Source organism: Aeromicrobium sp. UC242_57, assembly GCF_044452305.1.
GTDB lineage: Bacteria > Actinomycetota > Actinomycetes > Propionibacteriales > Nocardioidaceae > Aeromicrobium.
In genome coordinates this window covers 1,256,683-1,282,871 of the sequence record NZ_JBIOAM010000003.1, presented here as the reverse complement: position 1 = coordinate 1,282,871, position 26,189 = coordinate 1,256,683, and the positions used below count along the sequence as shown (strand labels likewise).

29 protein-coding genes and 13 pseudogenes are annotated in these 26,189 nt (G+C 67.6%); 5 read left to right on the top strand and 37 right to left on the bottom strand.

All coding sequences use genetic code 11. The annotated features are described in order from the left end of the window. Window positions 1–39 precede the first annotated feature (39 nt). The 34 genes and pseudogenes from ACHMWU_RS18370 to ACHMWU_RS18205 form a co-directional block, all read right to left on the bottom strand. Window positions 40–750, bottom strand: a complete 711-nt coding sequence (locus tag ACHMWU_RS18370) for an adenine phosphoribosyltransferase (RefSeq protein ID WP_396045742.1) — start codon at window positions 748–750, stop codon at window positions 40–42. Beyond that, entirely contained in the window at window positions 747–1,190 is a 444-nt protein-coding gene (locus ACHMWU_RS18365) for a hypothetical protein (RefSeq protein ID WP_396045740.1), read from the bottom strand. The genes ACHMWU_RS18370 and ACHMWU_RS18365 overlap by 4 nt, the downstream gene beginning before the upstream one ends. Window positions 1,191–1,246: 56 nt before the next feature. Beyond that, window positions 1,247–1,522, bottom strand: a complete 276-nt coding sequence (locus ACHMWU_RS18360; protein WP_396046890.1) for a hypothetical protein — start codon at window positions 1,520–1,522, stop codon at window positions 1,247–1,249. A 118-nt stretch (window positions 1,523–1,640) separates the two neighbouring features. Further along, window positions 1,641–2,381, bottom strand: a pseudogene (secF, locus tag ACHMWU_RS18355) (protein translocase subunit SecF); the annotation flags it as partial. Continuing rightward, window positions 2,378–2,929: an MMPL family transporter gene (locus ACHMWU_RS18350; protein ID WP_396046888.1), complete on the bottom strand. Its 552-nt coding sequence runs from the start codon at window positions 2,927–2,929 to the stop codon at window positions 2,378–2,380. The pseudogene secF and the gene ACHMWU_RS18350, both read right to left, overlap by 4 nt. 20 nt (window positions 2,930–2,949) lie before the next feature. After that, entirely contained in the window at window positions 2,950–3,231 is a 282-nt protein-coding gene (locus ACHMWU_RS18345) for a SecDF P1 head subdomain-containing protein (protein ID WP_396045738.1), read from the bottom strand. Further along, window positions 3,204–3,344, bottom strand: coding sequence for a hypothetical protein (locus tag ACHMWU_RS18340; RefSeq protein ID WP_396045735.1), 141 nt, complete (start codon window positions 3,342–3,344; stop codon window positions 3,204–3,206). Before ACHMWU_RS18340 ends, ACHMWU_RS18345 begins: the two co-directional genes overlap by 28 nt. A 22-nt stretch (window positions 3,345–3,366) precedes the next feature. Then, window positions 3,367–4,017, bottom strand: coding sequence for a hypothetical protein (locus ACHMWU_RS18335; RefSeq protein ID WP_396045733.1), 651 nt, complete (start codon window positions 4,015–4,017; stop codon window positions 3,367–3,369). A 133-nt stretch (window positions 4,018–4,150) separates the two neighbouring features. Next, a pseudogene (gene yajC, locus ACHMWU_RS18330) lies at window positions 4,151–4,321 on the bottom strand (preprotein translocase subunit YajC); the annotation flags it as partial. A 233-nt stretch (window positions 4,322–4,554) separates the two neighbouring features. Continuing rightward, a pseudogene (locus tag ACHMWU_RS18325) lies at window positions 4,555–4,671 on the bottom strand (hypothetical protein); the annotation flags it as partial. 97 nt (window positions 4,672–4,768) lie between these two features. After that, window positions 4,769–4,870, bottom strand: a pseudogene (locus tag ACHMWU_RS18320) (Holliday junction branch migration DNA helicase RuvB); the annotation flags it as partial. A gap of 1 nt (window position 4,871) precedes the next feature. Then, window positions 4,872–5,485 (bottom strand): annotated as a pseudogene (locus tag ACHMWU_RS18315) (AAA family ATPase). Next, window positions 5,485–5,814: a Holliday junction ATP-dependent DNA helicase RuvA gene (locus tag ACHMWU_RS18310; protein WP_396045731.1), complete on the bottom strand. Its 330-nt coding sequence runs from the start codon at window positions 5,812–5,814 to the stop codon at window positions 5,485–5,487. Before ACHMWU_RS18310 ends, ACHMWU_RS18315 begins: the two are co-directional and overlap by 1 nt. Beyond that, complete coding sequence (locus ACHMWU_RS18305) at window positions 5,748–6,074, bottom strand: Holliday junction ATP-dependent DNA helicase RuvA (protein WP_396045729.1); 327 nt, start codon at window positions 6,072–6,074, stop codon at window positions 5,748–5,750. Before ACHMWU_RS18305 ends, ACHMWU_RS18310 begins: the two co-directional genes overlap by 67 nt. After that, complete coding sequence (ruvC, locus tag ACHMWU_RS18300) at window positions 6,071–6,586, bottom strand: crossover junction endodeoxyribonuclease RuvC (protein WP_396046887.1); 516 nt, start codon at window positions 6,584–6,586, stop codon at window positions 6,071–6,073. Before ruvC ends, ACHMWU_RS18305 begins: the two co-directional genes overlap by 4 nt. 5 nt (window positions 6,587–6,591) lie before the next feature. Beyond that, the gene (locus ACHMWU_RS18295; protein WP_396045728.1) at window positions 6,592–6,978 is read right to left on the bottom strand and encodes a hypothetical protein; all 387 of its coding nucleotides are present in this window, start codon (window positions 6,976–6,978) and stop codon (window positions 6,592–6,594) included. An 89-nt stretch (window positions 6,979–7,067) separates the two neighbouring features. Then, a pseudogene (locus tag ACHMWU_RS18290) lies at window positions 7,068–7,830 on the bottom strand (YebC/PmpR family DNA-binding transcriptional regulator). 26 nt (window positions 7,831–7,856) lie between these two features. Continuing rightward, the gene (gene pdxT, locus ACHMWU_RS18285) at window positions 7,857–8,456 is read right to left on the bottom strand and encodes a pyridoxal 5'-phosphate synthase glutaminase subunit PdxT (RefSeq protein ID WP_396045727.1); all 600 of its coding nucleotides are present in this window, start codon (window positions 8,454–8,456) and stop codon (window positions 7,857–7,859) included. 267 nt (window positions 8,457–8,723) lie between these two features. Beyond that, window positions 8,724–9,116: a hypothetical protein gene (locus ACHMWU_RS18280; protein ID WP_396045725.1), complete on the bottom strand. Its 393-nt coding sequence runs from the start codon at window positions 9,114–9,116 to the stop codon at window positions 8,724–8,726. Between the two features lie 258 nt (window positions 9,117–9,374). Next, a complete protein-coding gene (locus ACHMWU_RS18275; protein ID WP_396045723.1) occupies window positions 9,375–10,301 on the bottom strand; it encodes a S24/S26 family peptidase in 927 nt (308 codons plus the stop codon). Further along, a complete protein-coding gene (locus ACHMWU_RS18270; protein WP_396045721.1) occupies window positions 10,298–10,624 on the bottom strand; it encodes a hypothetical protein in 327 nt (108 codons plus the stop codon). Before ACHMWU_RS18270 ends, ACHMWU_RS18275 begins: the two co-directional genes overlap by 4 nt. Before the next feature lie 51 nt (window positions 10,625–10,675). Further along, entirely contained in the window at window positions 10,676–10,831 is a 156-nt protein-coding gene (locus tag ACHMWU_RS18265) for a hypothetical protein (RefSeq protein ID WP_396045719.1), read from the bottom strand. 90 nt (window positions 10,832–10,921) lie between these two features. After that, window positions 10,922–11,488, bottom strand: coding sequence for a signal peptidase I (locus ACHMWU_RS18260; RefSeq protein WP_396045717.1), 567 nt, complete (start codon window positions 11,486–11,488; stop codon window positions 10,922–10,924). A gap of 72 nt (window positions 11,489–11,560) precedes the next feature. Next, window positions 11,561–12,061: an alternate-type signal peptide domain-containing protein gene (locus ACHMWU_RS18255; RefSeq protein ID WP_396045715.1), complete on the bottom strand. Its 501-nt coding sequence runs from the start codon at window positions 12,059–12,061 to the stop codon at window positions 11,561–11,563. 344 nt (window positions 12,062–12,405) lie between these two features. Further along, window positions 12,406–13,318 (bottom strand): annotated as a pseudogene (pdxS, locus tag ACHMWU_RS18250) (pyridoxal 5'-phosphate synthase lyase subunit PdxS). A 76-nt stretch (window positions 13,319–13,394) separates the two neighbouring features. Then, entirely contained in the window at window positions 13,395–14,039 is a 645-nt protein-coding gene (locus tag ACHMWU_RS18245) for a hypothetical protein (RefSeq protein ID WP_396045713.1), read from the bottom strand. 48 nt (window positions 14,040–14,087) lie between these two features. Beyond that, complete coding sequence (locus ACHMWU_RS18240) at window positions 14,088–15,071, bottom strand: 4Fe-4S binding protein (protein WP_396045711.1); 984 nt, start codon at window positions 15,069–15,071, stop codon at window positions 14,088–14,090. Window positions 15,072–15,074: 3 nt separating this feature from the next. Continuing rightward, window positions 15,075–15,203: a hypothetical protein gene (locus ACHMWU_RS18235; RefSeq protein WP_396045709.1), complete on the bottom strand. Its 129-nt coding sequence runs from the start codon at window positions 15,201–15,203 to the stop codon at window positions 15,075–15,077. Between the two features lie 63 nt (window positions 15,204–15,266). Next, window positions 15,267–15,550, bottom strand: a pseudogene (locus tag ACHMWU_RS18230) (diiron oxygenase); the annotation flags it as partial. Between the two features lie 128 nt (window positions 15,551–15,678). Continuing rightward, window positions 15,679–15,912, bottom strand: a pseudogene (locus ACHMWU_RS18225) (diiron oxygenase); the annotation flags it as partial. Between the two features lie 70 nt (window positions 15,913–15,982). Beyond that, window positions 15,983–16,129: pseudogene (locus tag ACHMWU_RS18220) on the bottom strand (hypothetical protein); the annotation flags it as partial. Window positions 16,130–16,176: 47 nt separating this feature from the next. Further along, window positions 16,177–16,836, bottom strand: coding sequence for a phosphatidylinositol phosphate synthase (gene pgsA / locus ACHMWU_RS18215; protein WP_396045707.1), 660 nt, complete (start codon window positions 16,834–16,836; stop codon window positions 16,177–16,179). A gap of 37 nt (window positions 16,837–16,873) precedes the next feature. Beyond that, window positions 16,874–17,089 (bottom strand): hypothetical protein, encoded by a 216-nt coding sequence (locus ACHMWU_RS18210; protein ID WP_396046885.1) that lies wholly within the window; start codon window positions 17,087–17,089, stop codon window positions 16,874–16,876. A 20-nt stretch (window positions 17,090–17,109) separates the two neighbouring features. Beyond that, the gene (locus ACHMWU_RS18205) at window positions 17,110–17,388 is read right to left on the bottom strand and encodes a hypothetical protein (protein ID WP_396045705.1); all 279 of its coding nucleotides are present in this window, start codon (window positions 17,386–17,388) and stop codon (window positions 17,110–17,112) included. Window positions 17,389–17,462: 74 nt separating this feature from the next. Between ACHMWU_RS18205 and ACHMWU_RS18200 the strand changes: the two genes are divergently transcribed. Further along, the gene (locus ACHMWU_RS18200) at window positions 17,463–18,203 is read left to right on the top strand and encodes a hypothetical protein (RefSeq protein WP_396045703.1); all 741 of its coding nucleotides are present in this window, start codon (window positions 17,463–17,465) and stop codon (window positions 18,201–18,203) included. Here ACHMWU_RS18200 and thrS read toward each other — a convergent pair. Continuing rightward, window positions 18,181–20,181: pseudogene (thrS, locus tag ACHMWU_RS18195) on the bottom strand (threonine--tRNA ligase). The gene ACHMWU_RS18200 and the pseudogene thrS sit on opposite strands and share 23 nt — an antisense overlap. 163 nt (window positions 20,182–20,344) lie before the next feature. After that, window positions 20,345–22,050 (bottom strand): annotated as a pseudogene (locus ACHMWU_RS18190) (FAD-dependent oxidoreductase). A 56-nt stretch (window positions 22,051–22,106) separates the two neighbouring features. Here ACHMWU_RS18190 and ACHMWU_RS18185 point away from each other — a divergent pair. The 4 genes and pseudogenes from ACHMWU_RS18185 to ACHMWU_RS18170 all read left to right on the top strand — a co-directional run bounded on the left by ACHMWU_RS18185 (window position 22,107) and on the right by ACHMWU_RS18170 (window position 24,985). Beyond that, window positions 22,107–22,706 carry a TetR/AcrR family transcriptional regulator gene (locus tag ACHMWU_RS18185; protein WP_396045701.1) on the top strand — a complete coding sequence of 200 codons (600 nt, stop codon included), beginning with the start codon at window positions 22,107–22,109 and terminating at the stop codon, window positions 22,704–22,706. After that, window positions 22,703–22,810: pseudogene (locus tag ACHMWU_RS18180) on the top strand (NAD(P)-binding protein); the annotation flags it as partial. The gene ACHMWU_RS18185 and the pseudogene ACHMWU_RS18180, both read left to right, overlap by 4 nt. A gap of 11 nt (window positions 22,811–22,821) precedes the next feature. Continuing rightward, the gene (locus ACHMWU_RS18175; protein WP_396045699.1) at window positions 22,822–23,679 is read left to right on the top strand and encodes a flavin-containing monooxygenase; all 858 of its coding nucleotides are present in this window, start codon (window positions 22,822–22,824) and stop codon (window positions 23,677–23,679) included. After that, window positions 23,615–24,985, top strand: coding sequence for a hypothetical protein (locus ACHMWU_RS18170; RefSeq protein WP_396045697.1), 1,371 nt, complete (start codon window positions 23,615–23,617; stop codon window positions 24,983–24,985). Before ACHMWU_RS18175 ends, ACHMWU_RS18170 begins: the two co-directional genes overlap by 65 nt. Window positions 24,986–25,437: 452 nt before the next feature. Here the strand turns inward: ACHMWU_RS18170 and ACHMWU_RS18165 are convergent, their stop codons facing one another. After that, window positions 25,438–26,115, bottom strand: a complete 678-nt coding sequence (locus ACHMWU_RS18165) for a sigma-70 family RNA polymerase sigma factor (RefSeq protein ID WP_396045695.1) — start codon at window positions 26,113–26,115, stop codon at window positions 25,438–25,440. Between the last annotated feature and the right edge of the window lie 74 nt (window positions 26,116–26,189).

Sequence of the window (26,189 nt, the reverse complement as noted above, 5' to 3'; positions counted from 1 at the left end):
TCGGTGTTCTTCGACACGGCCGGACGTTCTTCGGTGCGATCAACCACGCGGGCTCCTCCCTGTGTCGTCCATGGTAGGCCAGAGGTGCCAGCGCTCAGTGCTCAGCAGCGTCAGAGCAAGCTCGCCGATCAGCGTGGCGGCCGCACCCAGGACGAGGACGGAGACGAGGACGAGTGCGACGATGCGGACCTGGTGCTGGTTCATGGTGCTCGTTTTCAGTAGGTACGGAGGGCGGCACAGCCGACCGGGGCAAGGCGTTCGCCACCGCCCAGCGCGGCGATCTCGATCAGGACGAGGTTGCCGACGACGACGCCGCCGGCCTGGCGGACCAGATCGGCCGCAGCCAGCATCGTCCCCGCCGGTGGCGAGCACGTCGTCGACGACCAGGACCCGGGCACCCGGGACGAGGGCGCCGACATGCATCTCGAGCGTCGCCGAGCCGTACTCGAGGTCGTACGAGACTGCGTGGGTCTCGGCTGGCAGCTCCCCGACCTTGCGGACGGGTACGAAGCCGACTCCGAGGCGCAGCGCGATGGCCGGGCCGAGGATGAAGCCTCGCGCCTCGATGCCGAGCACCGCATCGACCGGACCGACCTGTTCAGCGAGCTGGGTCAGGCTGTCGATCGTGGAGGCCAGAGCCGCCGCGTCGCCGAGCAGCGGCGTGATGTCGCGAAACGTCACACCGGGCTCGGGCCAGTCGGCAATGGGTCGGACCAGGTCGTCGATGAAGGAATCGACGTGCGTCGTCATGAACCGGAGATGTTGATGTCGCACGCCTTCTTGGCGTGCTTCTCGATCGCGGTCTGCGCCTTGGTGACCTCGGGGGTCGTCATCTTGGACAGCACCTCGGGCGAGATCTTGCCGCTGCTGATCGCCTTCTGTGCGGCCTCGGAGTCGGAGAGGTCGACCTTGGCGTCCTTAAAGGCCTTCTCGAGGTTGATGAAGACGCCGTCGAGCACCTTCCACTCGGCCTTGACGTCGCTCGGGGCAGCGGCGGCGAGCCGGTGGAACGCCTCGACGCTGTCCTGGATCGAGCCGCTGCTCGCAGCACCGGTGATGGTCTTCTGGGCCGACTTCAGCTCTTTGCAGTAGTCGCCGGACGAGCCGCCCGCCTTGTCGTCGCTACCGCCGCAGGCAGCCAGCGACAGCCCGAGCACTACGACACCTGTCGCCAACACGCTGATCTTCATGAAATCTCCTCTGCAGGGCGGGGGCCAACAACGCGCCACCCATTGACGTCACGACCCTATCGGGGCGTGTGAACTGACGGAACTACGACCGGCCCTTGCCACGCTGCGACCGCGGCTTGCGCGAAGGCTGCGCCCGCTTGGCGGCGCCGGACGCCTGCACCGGTCGGCTGGGGGCGGCGGCACCGGCCGGTACCTCGACGGGTGCCTGCGCCTCCTTCGGCCCGTCGGGCCAGCACACGCGCGGTGTGAGCCTTGATCGCGGGCTCCCGGTCCTTGAGCTGGCTCAGCATCGGCGTGGCCAGGAAGATCGACGAGTACGCGCCGACGAGCATGCCGATGAACAGCGCGAGGGCAAGGTCCTTCAACGGGGCCCGTTCCGAGGATGAAGATGCCCGCGAACAGCAGTGCAGCAACGGGCAGCAGCGCCGTGATCGTCGTGTTGATCGAACGCACCAGTGTCTGGTTGAGTGCGAGGTTGGCCTGCTCGGCGTACGTGCGGGTCGACGACTTCAGGATGCCCTTGGTGTTCTCGCGGACCTTGTCGAAGACCACGACGGTGTCGTACAGCGAGTAGCCCAAGATTGTCAGGAAGCCGGTGACGGTCGCGGGCGTGACCTCGAATCCCGACAGCGCGTAGACGCCTGCCGTGATGACGACGTCGTGCGCCAGGGCAACGAGACCCGAGACGGACATCCGCCACTCTCGGAAGTAGGCCCAGATGAACAGCACGATGATGACCAAGAACACGATGAGACCTGTGAGGGCCTTCGTGGCGACCTGCTTGCCGTACGTCGGACCGATCAGGTTCTGGCTGACCTCGGTGGCGCCGGCAGCCTTGAGTGACTCGGTGACCTTGGTCGCCTCGTCCTGCGTCAGGGCTCGGGTCTGGATGCGGATCGAGTCGCTGCCGGAGGTCTGGACGGTCGGGTCGCCGGCTTCGGGGACGTTGGCGTCCTCGACGGCCTGGACCATCGCATCGGACGTGGCCGAGTCGGCGACCTTGACCTTGGCGGTGAACTCGACGCCGCCCTTGAACTCGACACCGAGATTGAATCCGCGCACGACGAGCGCCAGGCCGGCGATGATCACCAGAACTGCGGAGATCGTGTAGAAGACCTTGCGACGTCCGACGAAGTTGAACGAGACGCGCCCCTCGTAGAGGTGCTGTCCGAAGGTGCTGATGCGGCTCATACGTGCGCCTTTCCATCGGTGCGGACTGACGACGAAGCGCCGATCTGTGACACCTTGCGACCGGAGATTCCCAGGTGCGCGGCGTCGAGACCCGACAGCTTGTGGCCCTGGCCGAAGAACTTCGTGCGAGCGAGCAGGGAGACGAGCGGCTTGGTGAACAAGAACACCACGAAGACGTCGATCAGCGTCGTGAGACCGAGCGCGAAGGCGAAGCCACGCACCACGCCGATCGCGAAGAAGTACAAGGTCAACGCCGCAATGATCGACACCGCGTCAGCGGCGATGATGGTGCCACGCGCTCGCACCCAGCCGGCCTCGACGGCCAGTCGCAAGGACTTGCCGTCACGCACCTCGTCTCGGATGCGTTCGAAGAACACGATGAACGAGTCGGCGGTGATCCCGATGGCCACGATCAGTCCGGCGATGCCCGGCAGGGTCAACGTGAAGCCGACACCCTGCCCGAGCAGCAGCACCATGACGTACGTCAAGGCGCCCGCGACGAGCAGCGAGCCGATGATCACGAGCCCGAGGCCGCGGTAGTAGAACAGGCAGTACGCGATGACCAGGATCAGTCCGATGACACCGGCGATGAGTCCGGCGTCGCTTGCCAGCCGGCCAGCGAAGGACCGATCTCCTCGCTGCCGTTGATGCCGAACGTCAGGGGCAGCGCGCCGAACTTCAGCTGGTTGGCCAGCGCCTTCGCCGATGTCGCGGTGAACGATCCGGTGATGGACGACTTGCCATTCGTGATGGGCGCCTGAGAGACCGGGGCGGTGATGATCTCGCCGTCGAGCACGACCGCGAAACGTCCGCTGGCCGGGGTCAGCGCGGTCGTGACGTCCTTGAACACGCCCTTGCTGTCGCCCTCAGCTCGATCTGGACGCTCCACTGAGCCTTCTGGGCGTCGTAGGCGGCTTCGGCGCTCTTGATGTCGCCACCGGGGATGATCGTGGGGCTGAGCACCTCGACCTCGCCGGTCGTGGTGTCACAGGTGACGAGGGGCTTGCCGGCGACGTCGTCGACATCGACTCCGTCGGGGTTGCAGACGAATGCCGCAGCCTGTGCCTGCAAGGCCTTGATACCGGGCTGCACGTCGGCTGGCAGCGTGTCGAGGCCTTCGGTCTCGGCCTTGATCATCTGGTCGAGCGTCGGCTTGCTCCAGTCGATCTTGTCGATGATCTTCTGCTGCTCGGCGGTGTCGGTCTTCTTCGCGGCACCGGTCAGGTTGCCGCTCCACACCGAGCCGGAAGCGCAGCTGCGCGGTCTTGCCGACCTCGTCGACGATGCCGGCCTTGCGCTCGCCGGGGATCTCGATGATGATCTGGTCGCTGCCCTGGGTCGTGACCTCGGCCTCGGTGACGCCGGTGGCGTTGACGCGCTGGTCGATGATGCTGCGGGCCTGGTCGAGCTTGTCCTGGGTGACCTTGCCGTCGGTGGCCTTGGCCTGCAGGGAGATACGGTGCCGCCCTCGAGGTCGAGCCCCCAGTCGGGGGTGCCAGGCGCTGTCGTCGTCCTTGTCGTTCGTGAGGTCGATCAACGCGACGATGCCGTACAAGGCGATCACTGCGGCCAGGAACAGGATCAGCGTGCGCTTGGGACGCGGCTGGTTGGAGCTGCGCTGTGGTTGCTTGGCCATCACAGATCAGTGTCCGTCTGGGTGTCGGCCTCGGGCGCGGTCTCCGCAGGGATGATGCGGGAGACGGCGTGCCGGTTGACGGTGATGATGGTGTCGGGCGCGATCCGCAGCTGCACGGTCCGTCGTCGATCGTCACGGTCTCACCGAAGATCCCACTGGCCAGCATCACCTGCTGGCCGGGCTCGAGCCGACTTTGCAGCCCCTGGAACTCACGCTGCCGCGAACGGGCAGGGCGCAGGACCAGAAGCCAGAAAGCAAGGATGAGTACGACGATCGGCAAGAAGGTCGAAGCCCAGTTGTCCACGGTGAAACTCCCGTACGAAGGTGGTGGCCCGATGTCACCTCAGGCGTGGCCGGTGGGCCGCCGATTAGTTTAACCCGGCAACCGAATTCTGGTGACACATCTCGCCACGCGTCGCTCAGGCCGTGTCGCTGGGCAGCGAAAAGCTGCTCGGACCCGGCCGGAGCGGCCAGCCCGAGATGCCGCCAGGCCGCGGCCGTGGCGATCCGGCCACGCGGTGTCCTGGCCAAGAATCCGAGGCGGACGAGGAACGGTTCTGCCAGCCTTCGACGGTCTCGCGCTCTTCGGCGACGGCCACCGCGAGGGGTCGAGACCCCGACGGGTCCACCACCGAAGCTGCCGGCACAACGCATCGAGCACCGCCCGGTCGAGGCGGTCGAGCCCCAACTCGTCGACCTCGTAGAGGGCAAGGGCGTCCATGGCTACCGTGTGGTCGACGACTCCCCCAGCCCGCACCTCGGCGAAGTCGCGCACGCGCCGGAGCAGGCGGTTGGCGATACGGGGTGTGCCGCGCGAACGCATCGCGATCTCACGGCCGGCGTCTTCGGATACCTCAAGCCCTAGGAGGCCGGCAGACCGCTTGACGATGCGGTGCAGCTCTTCGGCGTCGTAGTAGTCGAGCTTGCGCGGTGAAGCCGAAGCGGTCGCGCAGCGGGCTCGGCAGCAGTCCGGCGCGGGTCGTCGCACCGACCACTGTGAATGGCGGGATCTCGAGCGGGATCGCGGTGGCGCCGGGCCCCTTGCCGACGATGACGTCGACCCGAAAGTCTTCCATCGCCATGTAAAGGAGTCTTCGGCCGGCCGCGACATGCGATGGATCTCGTCGATGAACAGCACATCCCCCTCGTTGATCCCCGACAAGATCGCGGCAAGGTCTCCTGCGTGCTGGATTGCCGGACCACTGGTGATGCGCAGCGCGGCCGACAGCTGGTTGGCGATGATCATCGCGATGGTCGTCTTGCCCAGACCAGGCGGACCGGACAGCAGGACGTGGTCGGGCGTGCGTCCCCGTGCGACAGCTGCCTCCAGGACCAGCGACAGCTGCTCACGCACCCGCTCCTGGCCGACCAGCTCGTCGAGCGTCTTGGGTCGCAGCGCCGCTTCGAACGCACGGTCTTCGGGGCCTGCCTCGGCGACCACGACCTCGGCCGCCTCGTCGTCGTACATCAGCGATCCTTGGCCATGGCTCGCAGCGCATCGCGCAGCACCTGCGAGACGTCGGGGGTCGAGCCGGCAGGCAGGCTGGCCGCGACGTGGTCGAGTGCCGCATCGGCCTCACGCGCCGACCATCCGAGCCCCAGCAGCGCCTCGTGCACCTGGCCGCGCCAGGCGACCGAGGTGGAGGCCGACTGGGTCGTCACCCCGACGCGGTCCTTGAGCTCGAGGACGATGCGTTCGGCTCCCTTGCGTCCGATGCCGGGCACCGTGGTCAACGTGGCCAGATCGCTCTGGCCGATCGCCTGACGCAACCGGTCGGGGTCGAGCACCGCGAGCATCGCCTGGGCGACCTTGGGACCGATGCCGCTGGCCGTCTGGACGGCTCGAACATGTCTCGCTCGTCATTGGTCGCGAATCCGAAGATCGTCAGTGAGTCCTCGCGGACAACCATCGAGGTCGACAGCTGCACCTCGGTGCCGATCCGCAGTGTCGCAATCGTGCCGGGAGTGCACATGACCTGCATGCCGACTCCCCCGACGTCGATGACGGCCGAAGTGATGGTGACGGCGGCAACCGGGCCGCGGACGTGAGCGATCATCGTGCTTGCGCCTTTGCTGCGGCAACCGCCGCCTCGAGTCGGTTGGTGGCCCCGCCGCGCCAGATGTGGCAGATCGCCAGCGCCAGCGCGTCGGCGGCATCGGCCGGCTTGGGTGCCTGCGTCAGCCGCAGCAGCCGGGTGACCATCTGGGTCACCTGGGCCTTGTCGGCACGTCCGCTGCCAGTGACGGCGGCCTTGACCTCGCTCGGCGTGTGCATGTGCACGGGAATGCCGTGCCGAGCCGCGACGAGCATCGCGACGCCGCTGGCCTGCGCGGTGCCCATCACCGTGCTGACATCGCGCCGGCTGAACACGCGCTCGACGGCCACGGCGTCTGGACGGTGCTGGAGAACGCTGGCCTCGATCTGCTGCTCGAGCCGATGCAGGCGTCGAGCGATGTCGAGGTCTGCGGGCGTGCGGAAGACCCCGACGTCGACCATCGTCAACGGACGTCCGACGCTGCCCTCGACGACGCCGACACCGCAACGGGTCAGACCTGGATCGATGCCCAGAACCCTCATCGAGCGGCCACCTGGTTAGAACGCATGTTCGACAGCCTAACGTCGTCGCGGTCGGCTTCCGGCAGACTCGCCGGGCGGAGCCGACCGAGACGGATGTCGTCGGCGATCTCCTGCATCCGCGATCGAGAGCTCGCCCAGCCCCGCACGGCCTCGGCGATGACCAGCCCGTCGCCGCGCCACGCCTCGATCGGCCAGCGGGCGACCCGGCCGGCCCGCAGCACCACGAACAGTGGAAGCAGCAACAGCAGGACCAGCAGCTCGGCCACGGCCACCGCCAGGACGAGCACGACAGGCACAAGCACGAGGAGCAGCACCAGGCCGATGAAGATCGCCAGGCCGACGAGCAGGTCGTCGACGCCCCCAGGCCCACTGGGAACATCCACCAAGCCCTCAGGGTCGCGCCGACGCCAACGCCACGGCAACCAGCGGCGCTTGATCCGCCAGGACTCCCCCGTTGGATCGACGACCTGCACTACTCGGCCGCAGCCATGACCTCGTCGGACGCGTCGAAGTTGGCGAAGACGTTCTGCACGTCGTCGCAGTCCTCGAGCGCGTCGATGCAGCTTCATGATCTTGCCGAACGTCTCGGCGTCGACCTCGACCGTGACCGAGGGCACGAACGACGCGTCGGCCGAGTCGTAGTCGAGCCCGGCCTCCTGCAGCGCAGTGCGCACGGCGACCAGGTCGGTGGCCTCGCACAGCACCTCGAACGAGCCGTCGAGGTCGTTGACCTCTTCGGCGCCGGCATCGAGGACCGCCATCAGGACGTCGTCCTCGTTGGTCGGACCGCTCTCCTGCTCCTGCGGGACGATGATGACGCCCTTGCGGTGGAAGTTGTACGCCACCGAGCCGGGGTCGGCCATCGTGCCGCCGTTGCGGGTCATCGCAGTGCGCACTTCCATCGCGGCCCGGTTGCGGTTGTCGGACAGGCACTCGACGAGCAGCGCGACGCCGCCAGGCGCATAGCCTTCGTACATGATCGTGATGTAGTCGACCGCGTCAGCGCCGACGCCGCCGCCGCGCTTGACCGCCCGGTCGATGTGGTCCTTGGGCACCGACGACTTCTTGGCCTTCTGGATCGCGTCGTACAACGTCGGATTGCCGTCGGGATCAGCGCCTCCGGTACGGGCCGCGACCTCGATCGTCTTGACCAGCTTGGCGAACATCTTGCCGCGCTTGGCGTCGACGATGGCCTTCTTGTGCTTCGTGGTTGCCCACTTGGAGTGGCCTGACATGGGCGCCTCTCTCTGACTGACGTGTTCTATGACTGTCGAACGTAGTCGACGAAGTACTCGTGGATGCGAAGATCGTTGCCGACCTCGGGATGGAACGACGTCGCCATCACGTTGTCCTGACGAACCGCGACAATTCTACCGGCTGCCGGCCCTTCGTCGATCGCGGCAAGCACCTCGACCCCGTCGGTGACCTGCTCGACCCACGGCGCCCGGATGAACACGGCGTGCACCGGCTCGGCGAAACCGTCGAACGAGATATTGCCCTCGAACGAGTCGACCTGGCGGCCGAAGGCGTTGCGACGCACCGTGATGTCGAGGCCACCGAGCGTCTCCTGCCCGACGATCCCGTCGACGATGCGGTCGGCCAGCATGATCATCCCGGCGCACGTCCCGAACGTCGGCATGCCGGCACCGATCCGATCGACCAGCGGCTCGAACAGCTCGAACGTCCGGGCGAGCTTGTACATCGTGGTCGACTCGCCGCCGGGAATCACGAGAGCATCGCATCGCGCGAGCTCTTCGGGACGACGCACGGCGACGGCGTCGACGCCGAGCTCGGACAGGGCGTGCAGATGTTCACGGAAGTCGCCCTGCAGAGCAAAGACGCCGATCGAGGGGGAAGCCACGGCCCAACCCTACTGAACAGCTGCGGGAGACGAGGAAGGCGGCGGTGACGTAAGAGACGAGTCTCCAGGGGATACGCCACCACCGCCGGGGTCTGATCCAAATTAAGCTCCCCGATCAGCTCCCTCTTGTGCCTTCGCGCGCTTGAGGCACTCCCATACCCCGCGCACGTCGACCCTTCGATCATACCCCTCGTTAGCCTGAGATCCACCCACCGACCGGGTGTTTGACGCGAGAAAATGAACACGGTGTCAGCCGTGCAGGCCGTGTCAGCCGCACAGGCCGACCAGGACGAGCAGCACGCTGTAGCCCAGCGAGTTCGATGCCGCAGACTTCCAGGTCACCGAGCCGTAGTTGGTCTGGGCCTCGACCCAGAACGTGCCTCCCGTGATGAGCCCCGTGAAGTGCTTGGACGTCACACCTGCACCGACCGTCTCCACGGTGGCACCGGCATTTCCATGGTGCAGGACGTAGCCGGTGGCACCGGGCACGGCGGTCCAGCTGATCTGCACGGAGCCGACGCTCAGGAGACCGCATGACGCGACGGGTGCCGGAATCGTCCTGGCAGTCAGGGTGCCACCTGTCACCGGAGCAGCATCGGTCCATGGGACAGCTGCGGCGGGGCTCGCGACCAGCAGCATCGCCGCGGACCCGGCCGCCACCGAACGTCGAGCGGTGCGACGTGCACCGGGGTCCGACCTCCGCCTGCCGGGGTCGGCTACCTCCGTCTCCGGGCGGCTTGCGCCGAAGCAGCAGCACCAGCATCCCTGCGACGTAGAGGCCGAGCACGAACAGTCCGACCGGGCTCACGGCGGCGTCGACGACGTAGCCGAGCCGTGGCACGTCGAACATGACCTTCTCGGCAGCTGCGACGACGTACACCTCTTCGTCCGGCACCGTGTTGGCATCACCCTTCAGGGTCAGCGGTGCCGACTGCCGTCAGGCGCCGTCTCGACGAGACGGTGCGTGACCCGCTCACCCGACCGGGTCGTGACGGAGACTATGTCGCCAGGGACGAGGTCCTTTGCATCCACCGTGCGAGCCACCGCGAGAGCCCCGGTGTCGATCGCTGGCGCCATCGAGCCCGACCGGAAGACCAACGGCCGGACGTCGAGAACGAGTCCAGCCAGGGTCGCCACGATGCACACGACTCCGAGCACCGCGGCCACCGTCAAGAACACCTCGCGGACCAGGCGCACGGGCTGGGTCATGAGATGTCCGACGTGGCATTGGCCGAGAAGCTCACCGAGGTTGTCTTGCCCTGCAGCCCGGTCGGCGCGGTGTCGCTGAGCTCGCTGTACGCACAGGTTCTCGGTGCCGCCACCCGTGCCGCTGGTGTTGGCGGCCGCGAGGGCGGTGGTGGGCCGCTTGGCCAGCAGGACCGTCGTCGTGACGTTGGTCAGGGCCGCTTCAGCGAAGACCACGGTGCCGCCCGTGCACGTGGCGCCGGACTTGGTGCCGCCCAGGCGGATCGTCAGCAGCAGCCCGTTGCTCGCGGCGGTGTTGAAGTCGCCCGCGTTGGTGCCTGACATGCCGCCGGTGAACGTGTACTTCAGCGGCGCGGTGCCCACGTTCTTGACGACCAGGACGTCGGCAGAGGTCGAGCCTGGCACCATCGCCGGCATCGCCAGGCTCGTCGAGGCGTACGAGTCGAGGTCGTTGACCTTGACGTTGAGCGTCGCTGAGGTGAACGTGCCGGCGTCGATCGCGGCCTGGTCGGTCCAGAACGCGAACGTGCTGACGGCACCGATGCCGAGCGCGACGCCGAGGCCCAGGGCCGCGCGCAGTCGCACGGATGTCACGGCCGAGGCCCATCCGGTGCGGCGGTGCGCTCTGTGATCAGTCATCGACAACCTCCACGCCATGACGAGACCCAGCCACCAGCGCCAGCCCGCTGCCGGCCAAGGCGGCACCCAGCCACAACATCCACGGCTGGCCCCCCGCTCCGGTCGCTGCCGAGCACGTCGACTCTCTGCTGACCGCGAGTCGCCTCTCGGCTTCCGGCATCGGTCAGCGTGACGTCGAACGTCAGGGCCACCGCATCACGCTGGGTCTGGTTGGTCGACGACCGTTCGAATCGTGCGCGCAGCTCGGTGTGCACCGAGGCCCCGACCGGCAGTGCCGACGAGGTCAGCACGTGGGCCCGACCTCGCCGCTGGAAGCGATCCACGGACCGGCGCCGGCGCGCGCTGCGAACGACAGGTCGCCGGACAGGTCTGCGTCACCCCGCTCGTCCCCGCACCGCGACACGCAGGTTGGCATCGCTGGCCCCTTGGTTGCGCACGTAGAACCCGCCGATCGTCGAGTCCCCGGGCACCCACCGCAGGTCGGGATCGAAGAGCGGCTCCCCCAAGGCCGTGCCCCGAGCGCTGCCCATCCGGGCTGAGACCGATCTCGTCCGCAGCAACCGCGGAGGCCGGTGCCAGGAAGCATCCGGCCACCAGCAGGCAGACCCACAGCGGCCGACTCATGTCGACACGTGCCGTGGTGCGGTCCGTCGGCGATCCAGGGCGGCGGAGGTGAACATGTAGGCGGCGTACAGCAGCAGGAAAGACACCGACGAAATCATCGCGAGCTGCCGTTCTTGGCCTGTGATGTAGTCGTTGACCCGGCCGACGTACGGCATCGAGTACCAGAAGCTTGCCCTTGATCTGCACGGCTCGCACCGGCTCTGCATCGGCGACGTTGTTGGCGTCCCCCTGCGTCCTGACGGCTGGTCGCCTGAGGCAGTGAACCCCTGGCTGACGATCCGGTGCGTCACGACAGTCGACTCACCGGACCTCAGCTGGTACGTGATGACGTCGCCAGTGCTGAGCGACTGGATGTCGGTCGGCTTGACCACGACCAAGGTTCCGGGCGGGTACGCCGGAGTCATCGAACCTGTCAGGATCGAGTAGGGCGTCGCACCGGCCAGGCGCGGCACCACCACGGCGCCCAGCAGCACGATGACCAGGACGAGCAGCACTGCCCACACGAGCGCACGCCACAGCCACGTCGCGGGCCTGCGCGCTGATCCTGCTCGGGTCGAGTTCATCGACGCCCCCTCACTCGGCGTCGCCCCGTGCACTGACGAGACGGGACGACGCCGGCCGTTACCGACGATTCGTCACGAGTTGTGGGTCTGCGTCGCGGTGAGCTCGAGGCCGTCGAGCGTCTCGGTGACGCTCTGCGAGTCATTCGTCGCGCCGGGGCCGTCGAACGCGGCCGACAGCGTCACGGTCACGTCGTAGGTGCCCGGGTCGGTGATCGCCGCAGCGGGCTCGGTGAGCGTCGAGGTGATCGCGACCTCATCGTTGAACGCCGCTTCGACGGCGTCGACGGAGGAGTCGTCGAGGGCGACGGTCGCGCCGATGTGGTCTCCGACCAGGGTGAGCGTCGCGGTGCACTCCTTGGTGATGGTGTCACCGGGGACGATCGTGGTGATCGTGACGCCACCTTCGACCCAGGGGTCTGAGCAGTCGACGGCCGACAGGGTCAGCGACCCCGATGCGATGGTTCCGGCGTCGCCTGATCCGGTGGCACTCCAATACGCCAACGATCCGGCTCCACCGAGCAGAAGCACACCTGCCGCGGCTGCTGCGAGTACTCCCTTGGTTGACTTCTTCATGATCTCTCCCAGCCATGAGTCCCCTCGCCGTGACCCCATTGGTCACAAGAGGATCGGGACCTTAGTCCCAAACCCATAGTTGCTCAGAAGATCCCGAGTCGCCATCGATTGACGAAACTCCTCCAAAATGAAACAAAAAAGACGTCCCGGCCAAAACCGGGACGTCCTCCCTGACAAATCGTTTAGTTCCTCCAGCGAGCCCGCGCCGTCACCATGGGCCGGAGCGACGAAGTCCGGGAGAGCCCGTAGACCTCACCATGGGGCGGAACGAAGCGACGCCAAGCGGCCCGGACGAAGTCCGGGAGAGCGCGAGGAACGAGCGCGAGGCGGCGGAGCCGCCCCGCTTACCAACCCCGCTCTGCCAACCGGTGCGGTTCGGGGATCTCTTCGACGTTGATGCCGACCATGGCTTCGCCGAGTCCACGCGAGACCTTGGCGATGACGTCGGGGTCGTCGAAGAACGTGGTGGCCTTGACGACGGCCGCGGCACGCTCGGCGGGGTTGCCGGACTTGAAGATGCCCGAGCCGACGAACACGCCCTCGGCGCCCAGCCGATCATCATCGCTGCATCAGCAGGTGTGGCGATGCCGCCGGCGGTGAACAGCACGACGGGAAGCTTGCCCGTTCTCGGCCACTTCCTTGACGAGCTCGAATGGCGCCTGCAGCTCTTTGGCTGCGACGTACAGCGTCTTCGGACAGCGACTGCAGACGGCGGATCTCGCCACCGATCTTGCGCATGTGCATGGTGGCGTTGGAGACGTCACCGGTGCCGGCCTCGCCCTTGGAGCGGATCATCGCCGCGCCTTCGGTGATACGACGCAGCGCCTCGCCGAGGTTGGTCGCACCGCACACGAACGGGACGGTGAACTTCCACTTGTCGATGTGGTTGGTGTAGTCGGCCGGGGTCAGCACCTCGGACTCGTCGATGTAGTCGACACCGAGCGACTGCAGCACCTGCGCCTCGACGAAGTGTCCGATGCGCGCCTTGGCCATGACGGGGATCGAGACCTGCTCGATGATCCCGTCGATCAGGTCGGGATCGGACATCCGGGCCACGCCGCCCTGGGAGCGGATGTCGGCCGGAACACGCTCGAGGGCCATGACGGCGACCGCGCCGGCGTCCTCGGCGATCTTGGCCTGCTCAGCGTTGACGACGTCCATGATGACGCCGCCCTTGAGCATCTCTGCCATGCCCCGCTTGACCCGAGACGTGCCGACCGTAGTTGCTTCGTTGCTCACTGCAGTGTCCTTCTTCATGTCACCCGGAATGTCGCGACGAGTCTACTCCTGGGCGACCGGCGGCATTTCGGCGGACACATCTCGGACGTCCGGCTCAACGGCGGGCAAATCGGCGACGTCCTTGGCGTTCTGCCGGGGCGTGCTGTGTGGCGTCGAGCAGGTCGTTCAGGCTGACGCGCTTGCGTCGCGGACGCCCCGTGCGCCGTCCGTCCTGTCGTTCGATGTCGTCGATGGCTCGCCATGCGTCGACGTCGACGGCGTGGGCGGCCCGCGAGTCGACGAGGGCCCGCAGCGAGTGGTGCTGATCTGCGGGGTGCAGGCAGCAGCCCGGCGTTGAAGTCGGCCACGAGGTGGTCGACGGTCTCTTGGGCGCAGCTTGTCTGGTGCCGATGAATCCGCTAGGGCCGCGCTTGATCCAGCCGACCACATAGACGCCTGCTCGGCCGGCGACCCTGCCCTGCTCGTTCGGGACGACGGCGGCGGTCTCGTCGAACGGCAGGCCGGGCAGCGGGGTCCCGCGGTAGCCGATGGATCTGAGGACCAGACCGGCGTGCAGGGTCGTGAGCTGGTCGGTCGCCACGGCGCGGACGGAGTTGCCGTCGGCGACCAGGTCGTTGTCGCAGTACTGCACGGCCTCGACAGCGTGCTGACCGACGATCTGTACTGGCGAGGCGGCGAACCGGAAGACGATCGTGCGTGCATCGGGCCGGGCCGGGCGCTCTGCGGCAGCTCGCAGCACGGCGGCTTCTGGGCGGTCATCGGATCGGTGACGTGCTGGTCGAAGGGGTCACCTTCGACGACGATCTGGATGTCGTCGCGGGCGGCCAGTCCGACGCTCGGGCAGGGTGAAGGCCGCCTGCGCCGCGCCCCGGCGTCCCAGGAGCACGACTTCGCGCACGGCACCGCGCCGAAGCGCTTCGAGCGCGTGGTCGGCGATGTCGGTCGGAGGCCAGCTCGATCTGGATCGGTCGTCAGGATGCGGCGACGTCGAGGGCGACGTTCCCGTTGCCGACGATGACGACCCGCTCGTGGCTGAGGTCGAAGACGGTCTCGGCGTGATCGGGATGCCCGTTGTACCAGGCGACGAAGGCTGTTGCGGTCGGCTTGCCGGGCAGCCTTCGCCCGGGATGTCGAGCCGGCGGTCGTGCGATGCCCCGGTCGCGTAGATCACGGCGTGATGATGGGCGGCCAGGTCGTCGTGGTCGATCGTGGTGCCGATGTCGACGTTCAGGAAGTAGGAGAAGCCCGGCTGGTCCTCGATCTGGCGGAACAGCGTCTCGACCTGCTTGGTGCTCTGGTGGTCGGGTGCCACTCCGGCCCGTACCAGTCCGTACGGCGTGGGCAGCCGGTCGAAGACGCTGACCTGCGCGTCGCGGCGCTTCAGCAGGCGTCTGCGGCGTAGAGCGCCGCCGGACCCGATCCGACGATCGCGACCCGCAGCTTTCGCGACGGACCAACGGGACGATCGGAGCACGGGCGCCTGCGGCGGATGCGCCGTCCCGTCGTCACGGGCTCGCCGGTCTTCGTGGAAGAGCGCGTTGATGTCGACGAAGGGCAGCTGCGCCTCGGTCAGCTTGCCGACCGGCGCGATCGCGCCGACCGGGCAGGCGGTGACGCATGCCCCGCAGTCGACACACGAGACCGGGTCGATGTACAGCATCTCGGCCGTGGCGAAGTCGGGCTCGTCGGGCGTCGGATGGATCGCGTTGACGGGGCAGGCGAAGACACAGGATCCGTCACCGCAGCAGGACTGGGTGACGACGTGGGCCACAGTTCAGTCCTGGATCGCGAAGGCGACCGGGGGCTCACTGCGGTAGCGCGACGGACGTCCGTCGATCCGGCACAGCTTCCACATCCACCGGGCCAGTCGGCTCTTGCGCAGACCGGCCTGGTCGGCGAGCATCCGGACGTCGCCGAACAGCTTGCAGGCGCTCGCGCGATGCAGGTGCCCGCCAGTAGAGATCCTTCATGACGCTGCGCGGGATGCCGAACTCCTTGCGGAACGACTTGGACGGCACCATGATGACGTCGCGCACAGCACCCGCATGATGACGGGGAACAGCAGCGAGATGATGAACTTCTCGCCACGCTTGAGGTTGGGCGCGTGCCGGCGGATGTAGTGGTGCGCGAAGGAGATGTGCCGACTTCCTCGGCGACGTGGATCTCCATGATCCGCGACAACACGGGCGGCAGCTCCTTGCCGCTGCGCAAGATGCCCTTCTGGGTGTGGTCGATGGGCTCCTCACCGGCCAGCACGCCGATGAAGAACGCGTACGGAACCGCTGACCCGGCCCAGGGCAGCAGGCCGCGATGCGTCGCATGATCCACGGCATTCCCTCGACCGGTGCGCCGATGCGGTTGACGGTCTCTTGGAACATCTGCGTGTGGTGGCACTCCTCGGTGGCCTCGTGCGTGAGGTACCGGTACTCCGGCGAGCCGTTGGGCAGCGTGAAGACGTACTGCATGATGCCGCGGATCAGGATGTTCTCGAACTGCAGGCCGACCTCGAGGATGTTGGCCTGGCGCCACTGGCCGATCGCGATCTGCCGTTCGAGCGACTGCGCCTGGTACCACGGGTGCGCGCCGAGCGGATCGACGTCGGTCGGCAGCACCCACCCGGGGATCGTCGGCGCGGACCTGGAAGTCGGGATGCTCCCAGTCGATGTCGATGAAGGCGTCGAAGTGCCGGTCGACCGAGGCCTGCGACAACCCTTGCAGGATGTCGGCGTACTGCTCGGGACTGACGTCGACGGGAATCTCTGGCAGCCGGCGTGATCCAGTGTCTGCGACATTGAACTCTCCTCGTACGGCTCGGTGTACGTCCAGCATGAGCCACACCCAGGGTATGTGTCAACGACTATGTAACATTCGGAGTGTCACGTAAGGAGAATGCTCGCGATCAGCCGCAGCGCCGGGTCGTCGACCGTCTGCTTGTAGACCATGACAAGACGCTGGAACACCGTGATCAGGCTGGCCAGGGCCAACGCCCACAACGTGATCTCGCGCAGGAACGGCAGGTCGAGGAGACCGGCGAAACCGGTCATGACCAAGATCGAGACCAGCCGGTCAGAGCGTTCGGCGATACCGCCCTTGGCGGTCATGCCCAGAGACTCTGCCCGCGCCCGGGCGTACGACGTCAGGTTGCCCAGCACCAGGCAGGCGAAGCTCAGCCACAGGTACAGCCGAGGATCGCCCAGGTCGGCCTCAGCGTCGGACGACGCGTAGTAGAGCATGATGCCGCCGAACACCGCCGCGTCGCCCACCCGGTCGAGCGTCGAGTCGAGGAAGGCACCCCACTTCGACGCCTTGCCGAGCTTGCGGGCCATGTAGCCGTCCATGATGTCGCTGAACACGAACGCCGTGACGACCATGACGCCGATGAAGAACTGCCCCCGCGGAAAGAACCACAGGGCTCCGGCGCTGACGCCGATCGTGCCGACGACCGTGACCTGGTTCGGCGTGATGCCGACGCGCAGGAACAGGTCGGCGAGCGGCGACCAGACATTGGTCCAGAACTGACGAAAGCGTTCGAGCATCTTCTACGACTCCTTGGGCCAGGCGGCCGCGAGCATCTCACGGGTGTTCGCCGAGCAGTTGCGGCATGGTCTTGGTGTGCCCGATGACAGGCATGAAGTTGGCGTCGCCACCCCAGCGCGGCACGATGTGCTGGTGCAGGTGGGCGGCGATGCCGGCACCTGCGGCGTCGCCCTGGTTCAGTCCGAGGTTGAACCCGTGCGGACTCGTGACGGTGCGCATGACCCGCATCGCGGTCTTGGTCAGTGCGGCGATCTCGACCGTCTCGTCGTCCGTCAGCTCGGTGTAGTCGGCGACGTGGCGGTAGGGCAGATCAGCAGGTGGCCGGCGTTGTACGGATAGAGGTTGAGCACCGCGTACGACACCTCGCCGCGGTGCACGATGAGGCCTTCGGCGTCGTCCATCGCCGGGATCCGGCAGAACGGACAGTCAGCCTGCGCCGACGTCTCGGGCTTGTTCTCGCCCTTGATGTAGACGATGCGGTGTGGGGTCCACAGCCGCTGGAATGGATCCTGCTCCCCCACGCCGGCCTGGAACTGCTGCTCGTCGCTCACCCGAGCAAGCCTAGTGCGTCAGTGCGACGCGTCACGGCACCCCACCGGTCGGCGCCGTGTAGTTGACTGGAGCCATGAGCACCCAGCAGCCCCCGACCTCCGCCGAACGCGTCGCCGCGCGCAGCAGCACCGTCGCGTCGACGACGAAGCAGCTCGTGGTGCTGGCCGTCGGCATGACAGGGGCAGGCATCATCGCGGGCGTGCTGGGCAGCGTCTCTGCCACGTCGAACCCCATCTGGGTGCTCCCGGTCATCGTGTCCGGCTTCGCCTGCTTCCTTGGCCTGCTCGCGACGACCGCGTGGTCGATGCGGTCACGCATCGGCCTGGCTCCGGCGCCCCTGATCACGAGCGGTGTCTACCTGGGCTGCGTCCTGGCCGTGGGCGGCCTCGTCGCGATGTCGGTCGAGACCCCGCGACCGGCGTACCTGGTCCCGTTGGCAGCGGCTGCCGCAGTCGCTGCGCTGTCGATTCTCTCGCGGGCACGGGTCCGTGGCTGGCACGCCCGCCAGGAGCGGCTGCGGTCAGGAGCCCACGCGGCCGGACAGGTCACCGACGACGGTCTGGCGGTGTTCGCCGACTCCCCCACGATCAAGCTCGCCACCATCACGATCACCTTCCGCGACCTTCAGGGCGTCCAACGCTGGGTGACGTCGCTCGCGGTGCAGTCCCTCAGCCGGCCGATCCAGGTCGGCGACGACGTCGAGGTCTGGTTCGACGGAGCCGACCCGGGCAACCTCAAGCGCATCGTCGTCGAGCACGACAACGGCGTGTCCCGCCTCGCGCCCGGCAAGGTCAGCTCGGGCGCGAAGCGGTAGACGACTCGACCTGGACGCGCGACTCGATCGCCTCGACGATGCGGGCCAGGGCGTCGTCGAGGGCGACGCCGTTCTCCTGGTCGCCGCTGCGGTAGCGGAACGAGATCGCGCCGGCCTCGACGTCGTTATCGCCTGCGATCAGCATGAACGGAACCTTCTGGGTCTGCGCCGTGCGGATCTTCTTCTGCATCCGCTCGTCGGAGTCGTCGACCTCGACCCGGATGCCCAGCGTCTTGAGCCGCTTCGCGAGCTCGTACAGGTAGTCGGCGTGCCGTTCGGCGACGGGAATGCCGACGACCTGCACCGGGGCGAGCCACGGGGGGAAGGCGCCGGCGTAGTGCTCCACGAGGACGCCCATGAACCGCTCGATCGAGCCGAACTTGGCCGAGTGGATCATGACGGGCTGCTGCCGGCTGCCGTCAGCAGCGATGTACTCGAGGTTGAACCGAGGCGGTGACGGCATGTTGAAGTCGTACTGGATCGTCGACATCTGCCAGGTACGCCCGATCGCGTCACGGGCCTGCACGGAGACCTTTGGCCCGTAGTAGGCCGCACCACCCGGATCAGGGACGAGCTCGAGACCTGTCTCGAGACACACGTCCTCCAGCACCTTGGTCGCCAGCGCCCACTCGTCGTCCGAGCCGATGAACTTGTCGGGCTTGGAGTCGTCGCGGGTCGACAGCTCGAGGTAGAAGTCGTCCATGCCGAAGTCGCGCAGCAGGCTCAGCACGAAGTTCAACAGGTGGCGGATCTCGTCGGGCGCCTGCTCGGGGGTCACGTACGAGTGCGAGTCGTCCTGGGCGAAGCCACGGACGCGGGTCAGGCCGTGGATGACGCCCGACTTCTCGTTGCGGTAGACGTGCCCGAACTCGAACAGTCGCAGTGGCAGCTCACGGTAGGAGCGCTGACGCGACCGGAAGATCAGGTTGTGCATCGGGCAGTTCATCGCCTTGAGGCGGTAGTCCTGACCATCGACGTCGAGCGCCGGGAACATGCCTTCGCCGTAGTACGGCAGGTGGCCAGAGGTGTAGAACAGGCCTTCCTTGGCAATGTGCGGCGTGCCGACGTACTCGAAGCCCTCCTCGATGTGCCGGCGGCGGACGTAGTCCTCCATCTCGCGCTTGATGACGCCACCCTTGGGGTGGAACACCGGCAGGCCCGAGCCGATCTCGTCGGGGAAGCTGTACAGGTCGAGCTCGGTGCCGAGGCGACGGTGATCGCGGCGCTGGGCCTCCTCGATGCGATGCAGATGATCGTCGAGAGCTTCTTTCGTCTCCCAGGCCGTGCCATAGATTCGCTGGAGCTGCTTGTTGTTCTCGTTGCCGCGCCAGTAGGCCGCCGCGCTGCGCATCAGCTGAAGGCCGGGATGCGCTTGGTGGTCGGCAGGTGCGGGCCGCGGCACAGATCGCCCAGGCGACGGAACCGTCACGCTTGAGGTTGTCGTAGATCGACAGTCCGCCGGCGCCGACCTCGACGCTCGCACCCTCGGCAGCATCGCCCGCGGTGCTCTTGAGACCGATCAGCTGGAGCTTGTAGGCTCGTCGGCCAGCTCGGCACGCGCCTCGTCGTCGGTGACCTCGCGGCGGTCGAACTTCTGACCTTCCTTGACGATCTTCTTCATCCGCGCCTCGATCTTGACGAGGTCTTCGGGGACGAACGGCTCGTCGACGTCGAAGTCGTAGTAGAAGCCGTCGGTGATCGGCGGACCGATGCCGAGCTTGGCCTGCGGAAACAGCTCTTGGACGGCCTGTGCCATGACGTGTGCGGCTGAGTGCCGCAAGATGTCGCGCCCGTCGGCGGAGTCGATCGCGACCCCTTCGACGGTGTCGCCGTCGGCCAGCTCGTAGGCGAGGTCCTTCAGGTCACCGCCCACGCGTGCGGCGATGATCTCGGGTGTGTCGGCGAAGAGCTGCCAGGCCCTTGTGCCCTTCTCGACAGACTTCGCCTCATCGTTCGCGACGATCTGGATGTCAGACACAGAGCTTCTCCATTCATGGTGACGCGCCCTACGGATGGCGCGTGCTGCTTGTCAGCAGCCTACGCGAGCGTGGCTCACCTCCGCCGGGGCGGTGACATAGCGACCTATCGATGCGGACGGCGGTGACACAGCGACCTGTCAGGGCGCCGGAAAGGTCGCTCAGTCACCGCCTCGGCGGGACGGGTGGCACCGGAAGCAGCAGGGCGGCCGGCGCGCCAGCCGGGACGGCCGGTCGGTCGGGGGCAACCGGGTCGATCCGGCGATACGGCTCGCCGACGGGCGGACGCTGGTCGACGTCGCCCTTGTTGGGCCACAGCGACATGGCTCGCTCCGACTGGGCGGTGATCGTCAACGAGGGATTGACTCCCAAGTTGGCGGTGATCGTCGACCCGTCGCTGATGTGCAGTCCGTCATAGCCGAACAGCCGCTGGAACGGGTCGACGACGCCGGTCTCGGACGACTCGCCGATGACGCAGCCACCGATGAAGTGCGCCGTCAACGGCACCCCGACGAGCTCGCCGGCCGAGCTGCCCGGATATCCCTCGATCCGGTCGGCGATGTCCTTGGCGACACGATCGGCGACCGGGATGTAGGCGGGGGTTCGGCTCCCCCGCGCCCTGGCGGCTCGTCATCCGATGACCCAGCAGCCCCCGTTTGGTGAAGGTCGTGATCGAGTTGTCGAGCGACTGCATCACGAGCACCACGATCGACTGCTCGGCCCAGCGTCTCGGCACGTGCATCCGGACGCTGCCGCGCAGACCGAGAGCACGGTAGCCGCGCAGCACCGCCCGCAGCCGGCCACCGGGCCCCGGCCGGTCGGGCAGGGCCATGTTCATCAGCGACAGGGCACTGGAGCCGTGCCCGTACCGGACGGGTTCGACGTGGGTGTCGGCATCGGGATGGAACGACGACGTGATCGCGACGCCGGGCGTGTAGTCGGCCTTCGGGTCGGACGACCGGGCCGACAGGACGGCCTCGGAGTTGGTGCGGCTCAGCTCTCCGATGCGGTCGGACAGCCGCGGGAGCGAGGTGCGCTTCAGCCGGTGCAGCAAGCTTCGGTGTCGAGCGCGTTGCCCGCGAACACGACCTGCTCCGCGGTGAACGTGCGGCGGCGCAACGGATTGCCGGTCCGGCTGGTGCGCACGGCGTAGCCCCCGTTCTTCGGACGGACGTCGGTGACCGTCGTCATGGCGTGCACCTGGGCACCTGCTCCTTCGGCCAGGTGCAGGTAGTTCTTGACCAGGGTGTTCTTGGCGTTGTGGCGACATCCCGTCATGCAGGCGCCGCAGTCGATGCAGGCTCGCCTGGTGGGCCCGGCGCCTCCGAAGAACGGATCGGCGACGTCGTCTCCTGGCTCGACCCCGTGCGCCCCACCGAACAGCACGCCGACGTCGGCGGCGTGGAACGTGTCCTCGACGCCGTAGTCCTTGGCCAGTGCCGCCATGAGCCGTCGGCCGGTGTCACCCCGGGATATGTCGTGACACCGAGCATCTTCTTGGCCTGGGCGAAGTGGGGCGCGAGCTCGGCCTTCCAGTCGGTGATGTGAGCCCACTGCTGGTCGTGGTAGAAGGCGTCGAGCGGCTCGTACAACGTGTTGGCATAGACCAACGACCCGCCTCCGACGCCGGTGCCGCTGGCGATCAGGACGTCCTTGAGCAGGGTCAGCCGCATGATGCCGAAGCACCGGGCCCACGGCGCCCAGAGGTACTGACGGGCTCGCCACGACGTCTTGGGCAGCTCGTCGTCGGCGAACCGTCGGCCCATCTCGAGCACCCCGACGCGGTAGCCCTTCTCGCTCAGGCGCAGTGCAGCGACGCTGCCGCCGAACCCGGAGCCCACCACCAGGACGTCATAGTCGTACTTCGTCATGGCAGCACCCTACGACCTTGTTGACACTCTGCCAATAGCCCGCAAGACTGAGTTTCGTGAACGCCATCCGCCAACGCCTCGCGCCTGCGGCGCGTCGTCAGCAGATCATCGACGCCGCCAGCGTGCTGTACCGCGACCGCCCGTACGACGAGGTGTCGACCGCCGAGCTCGCCCAGGCCGCTGGCGTGGCCAGGGGCCTGATCAACCACTACTTCGGCGACAAGCGGGAGCTGTTCCTCGAGGTCATGCGCGGGTCGATCCTGATGCCCGAGTCGGCGTTGCCCGACTACGACGGCATGACCCTCGAAGAACGCGCCCGACTCACGATGGACTGGATCCTCGACGCCGCCACGACGTACGGACAGGCCTGGGTCGCCGCCAGCGGTGCTGCCAACCTGCACGGCGCCTCCGACGTGCAGGCGATCGTCGACGAGGCCGACGACCGGGCCGCGCGTCTCGTGCTCGATGCCCTCGGACTCCCCGACACCCCGCACCTGCGCGCGCGGCTGCGCCCGCTGGCAGCGCTGACCAAGGCGATCTGCCGCGAGTGGCTGCAGCGCGGCACCTACACCCGGGACGAGTCGCTCGACCTGCTGACCGACAGCGTCCTGCTGTTCGTGCAGACCCCTGCCCCACCCTCGGAAGGACGACCATGACGTCTGTCGGCATCATCGGATCCGGCTTCGGTGCGCTCGCCGTCGCGATCGAGCTGCGCCGCGCGGGCCACACCGACCTCAGGCTGTGGGAGCGCGCCGACTCGATCGGTGGGGTGTGGCGCGACAACACCTACCCAGGCGCAGCCTGCGACGTCCCCTCGCCCCTGTACTCCTACTCGGTACCGAGCCGGATCCCGACTGGTCGTACCGCTACGCCCAGCAGCCCGAGATCCTGGCCTACCTGCGCTCGACCGCCGACAAGTACGGCATCACGCCGCTGGTGCAGCTCGACCGCGAGGTCGTCGCCGCACAGTTCAGCGACGACAGCTCAACGTGGACCGTGCAGTTCGCCGACGGCACCGAGCAGACCGTCGACATCCTGGTCAGCGCCGTCGGACAGCTGTCGCAGCCCGTGCTGCCAGCCATCAAGGGTGCCGAGACCTTCGAGGGCATCGCCTTCCACTCCGCCAGGTGGGAGCACGACGTCGACCTGGTCGGCAAGAAGGTCGCCGTCGTCGGCACGGGCGCCAGCGCGATCCAGTTCATCCCCCACCTGACCCAGCAGGTCGCCGAGCTCACGGTCTTCCAGCGCACACCGGCCTACATCCTGCCCAAGCCCGACCAGGCATACGGACCGCGCTACCGCGCAGGCCTTCGCCACGTCCCAGGTCTGCTGAAGGGCGAGCGGGCGACGTTCTGGGGCCTCGGCGAGCAGTTCTCGCGCGGGCTCGACGACGGCACCTTCGCTGGCAAGTCGATCAAGACCGTCGCGCTCAAGCACCTCGCCACCAAGGTCAAGGACCCGGTGCTGCGAGCCAAGCTGACCCCCGACTACCCCGTGGGCTGCAGAGCGCATCCTGTTCGCCAACACGTACTACCCGGCGATCGCCCAGCCCCACGTCGACCTCGTGACCGACCCCATCACCCAGATCACGCCCACGGGTGTCACGACCGCCGACGGAACAAACTATGACGTCGACGTCATCATCTACGCGACTGGCTTCGACGCGCAAGAGTTCCTCGAGTCGATCGACATCACCGGCGTGGGCGGTCAGAAGCTCGCCACCCAGTGGACCGACGGCGCACGGGCGTACCTCGGCATCTACGTGCCGCACTTCCCGAACCTGCTGCTCTCCTACGGGCCCAACACCAACCTTGGCGGCGGGTCGATCATCTACATGCTGGAGGCGCAGGCCCGTCACATGCGCCAGACGCTCGACCAGCTCAGAGCCGGCGGGCACCGCCGCGTCGAGGTCACCGAAGCAGCCGAGGAGCAGTACGACCGCGAGGTGCAGACCCGCCTCGCCCGCTCGGTGTGGTCGCAGTGCAAACAGCTGGTACCGGCATGCCTCCGGACGCATCACGTCCAACTGGCCCGGATCGACCCACCCCTACGCCAAGCGCACCAAGACCCTGCAACCGGAGGCCTTCTCATGGCGTTGAACAGCTACCCGGCAGAGCCGTGGGACCTGCACGGCCATGCCTACATCGGCGTGTGGCTCATCCCTCGCAAGCACCTGCCGCCCCCACACTCGGCGGCCACCCGGCCGATCACGATCTTCGGTCGCGGCATCGTCTCGACGGCATTCTTCGTGTACGAGCAGCCCAGTCCACTGACGTACGACGAGATCATGTCGACGGTGCTGGTGCGCCAGGGCTGGCGTCCGCGCGTGTCGATCACCCACATCTGGGTCAACAGCCTAGCCTCGCGTGACGGTGGACGCGGCTGGCGGGCGATTCCCAAGGAGCTCGCCGACTTCGACGTCGCAGCGCACCGGTCGTATGTCGCTGACGGGATCGGCGCCCTCGACGTCGGCCGGATCCGCCGGTTGCCGTTCGCTCTCTCCGACCGGCTTTCGCATCGCACAAGATCGCGCGGGAACGCTGAAGGTGTCGCCGGTACGCGGCCGCATCCGGCTCGGTCTTGGTCGTGGCACCTGGACGTTCGACAGCGGCGGTCCGTTGTCGTTCCTCGCCGGACGCAAGCCCCTGCTGACCCTCGCGGCCCGACCGTTCAGGCTGCTGTTCGGGTCACGCACGGCCTAGTCTGGACCGATGCGTCTCGCGATCGTCTCCCTGGCCGTCATCCTGCTGTCCCGGCTGCACCTCCGGCAGCGATCCAGAGACCTCGCCAACCCCTGAGCCAACCGGCACGACCGCCACGTCCAGCCCGTCGGCCGGCTCGCCGAGCACCGCACCGGCGCCCACCGGGACCTGACTGTGCAGCGATCTGGCAGCCCGGCAAGAGCCCCGCGCGACTACGACTCCTGCATCGATGACGGTCAGCCCGCCGAGCAGGAGGTCGTCAAGTGCCAGGACGGCTCGTCGCTCGTGATCTATCGTGACGAGTTCTACGCCGTCACGGGCGGCCCGATCGTCCACCCGGACGTCGCGCCGCTGCAGGACACCGACGAGTTCACGACGACCTACACGGCCTGCACCGGCGAGTAGGTCGCTAGCCGCCGATCCTGGGCACCGCCGATCGACGAGCTCGACGGCTCCGGGCACGACGTCGTCGAGCCCGTCGGCGACGTCCTTCACCGCACCGACCGGCCGGCCATTCGCCACCTTGCCGGTGAGGTCCGTGACGACGCTCGCTGCATCGGGTCGGCCGGGTGTCGCCTGAGGTGCGGTCGTCGTCGAAGGCGCTGCCGCCACCGGGTGCGCTGCAGGTCGTGGGACATCAGCCGCACCAGCAGAGGCCGTGCTCCGTGCTGCGACGGCATTCGGCTCACGACGGACCGGCTCCGTCGGAAACCCCGCTCGGGGGGCGACGTGGACGACACTCTCGGTCACCGGGGACGCCGCGACGGCCGAGCCCGAGGTCCCGGTCGACATCACCGCGACCGTCGTCGCCGTGACAGCAGCCGCCGGAACCAGCACGGCCACCGCTGCACCCTTCGTCGTGGCCACCAGGTTCGCGAGCATCCCGCCGCCGACCTTGCCGGCGACGAGGGCTCCCCCTCCGACTGTCGTCGTGGCCAGCGCTGCGGCGCCGCCACGGCACCGAGGTCACGGTTGACGTCCTGCAGCTCACGCACGGATGACGCTGCAGTCGGCGCACCCGTCGACGTGCGCCCACGCCCCGATCCTGTTCCTTCGCCGACGCCGTGCGTCGCACGACAGCTGCCAGGCTGGCGCGCACCTCGCCGCACGACCGCGCGACGTGATCATGGTCGACGGCGACGTGCTGCTGCAGGTAGGCCTCGCGCAGCCCCGTCCTGGCTCGGTACACCAGTGCGGAGACCGTGTTCGCCTTCATCCCCAAGGTGTCGGCCAGCTCGAGCGGCTTGCGCCCCTCGACGTCGAGGTGCCACAGCACGCGCTGCCACCGCTCGGGCAACGACTGGTAGGCTGCCTTGACCGCAGTGCGCTCGAACAGGTCGAGCTCGCCAGCCCCGAAGGCCACGGGCACGTCGATCTGCGAGTCGTCGTCGGTCGTGATGACACGCTGCGCGACCTTCGCCCGTCGACCGGACTCGT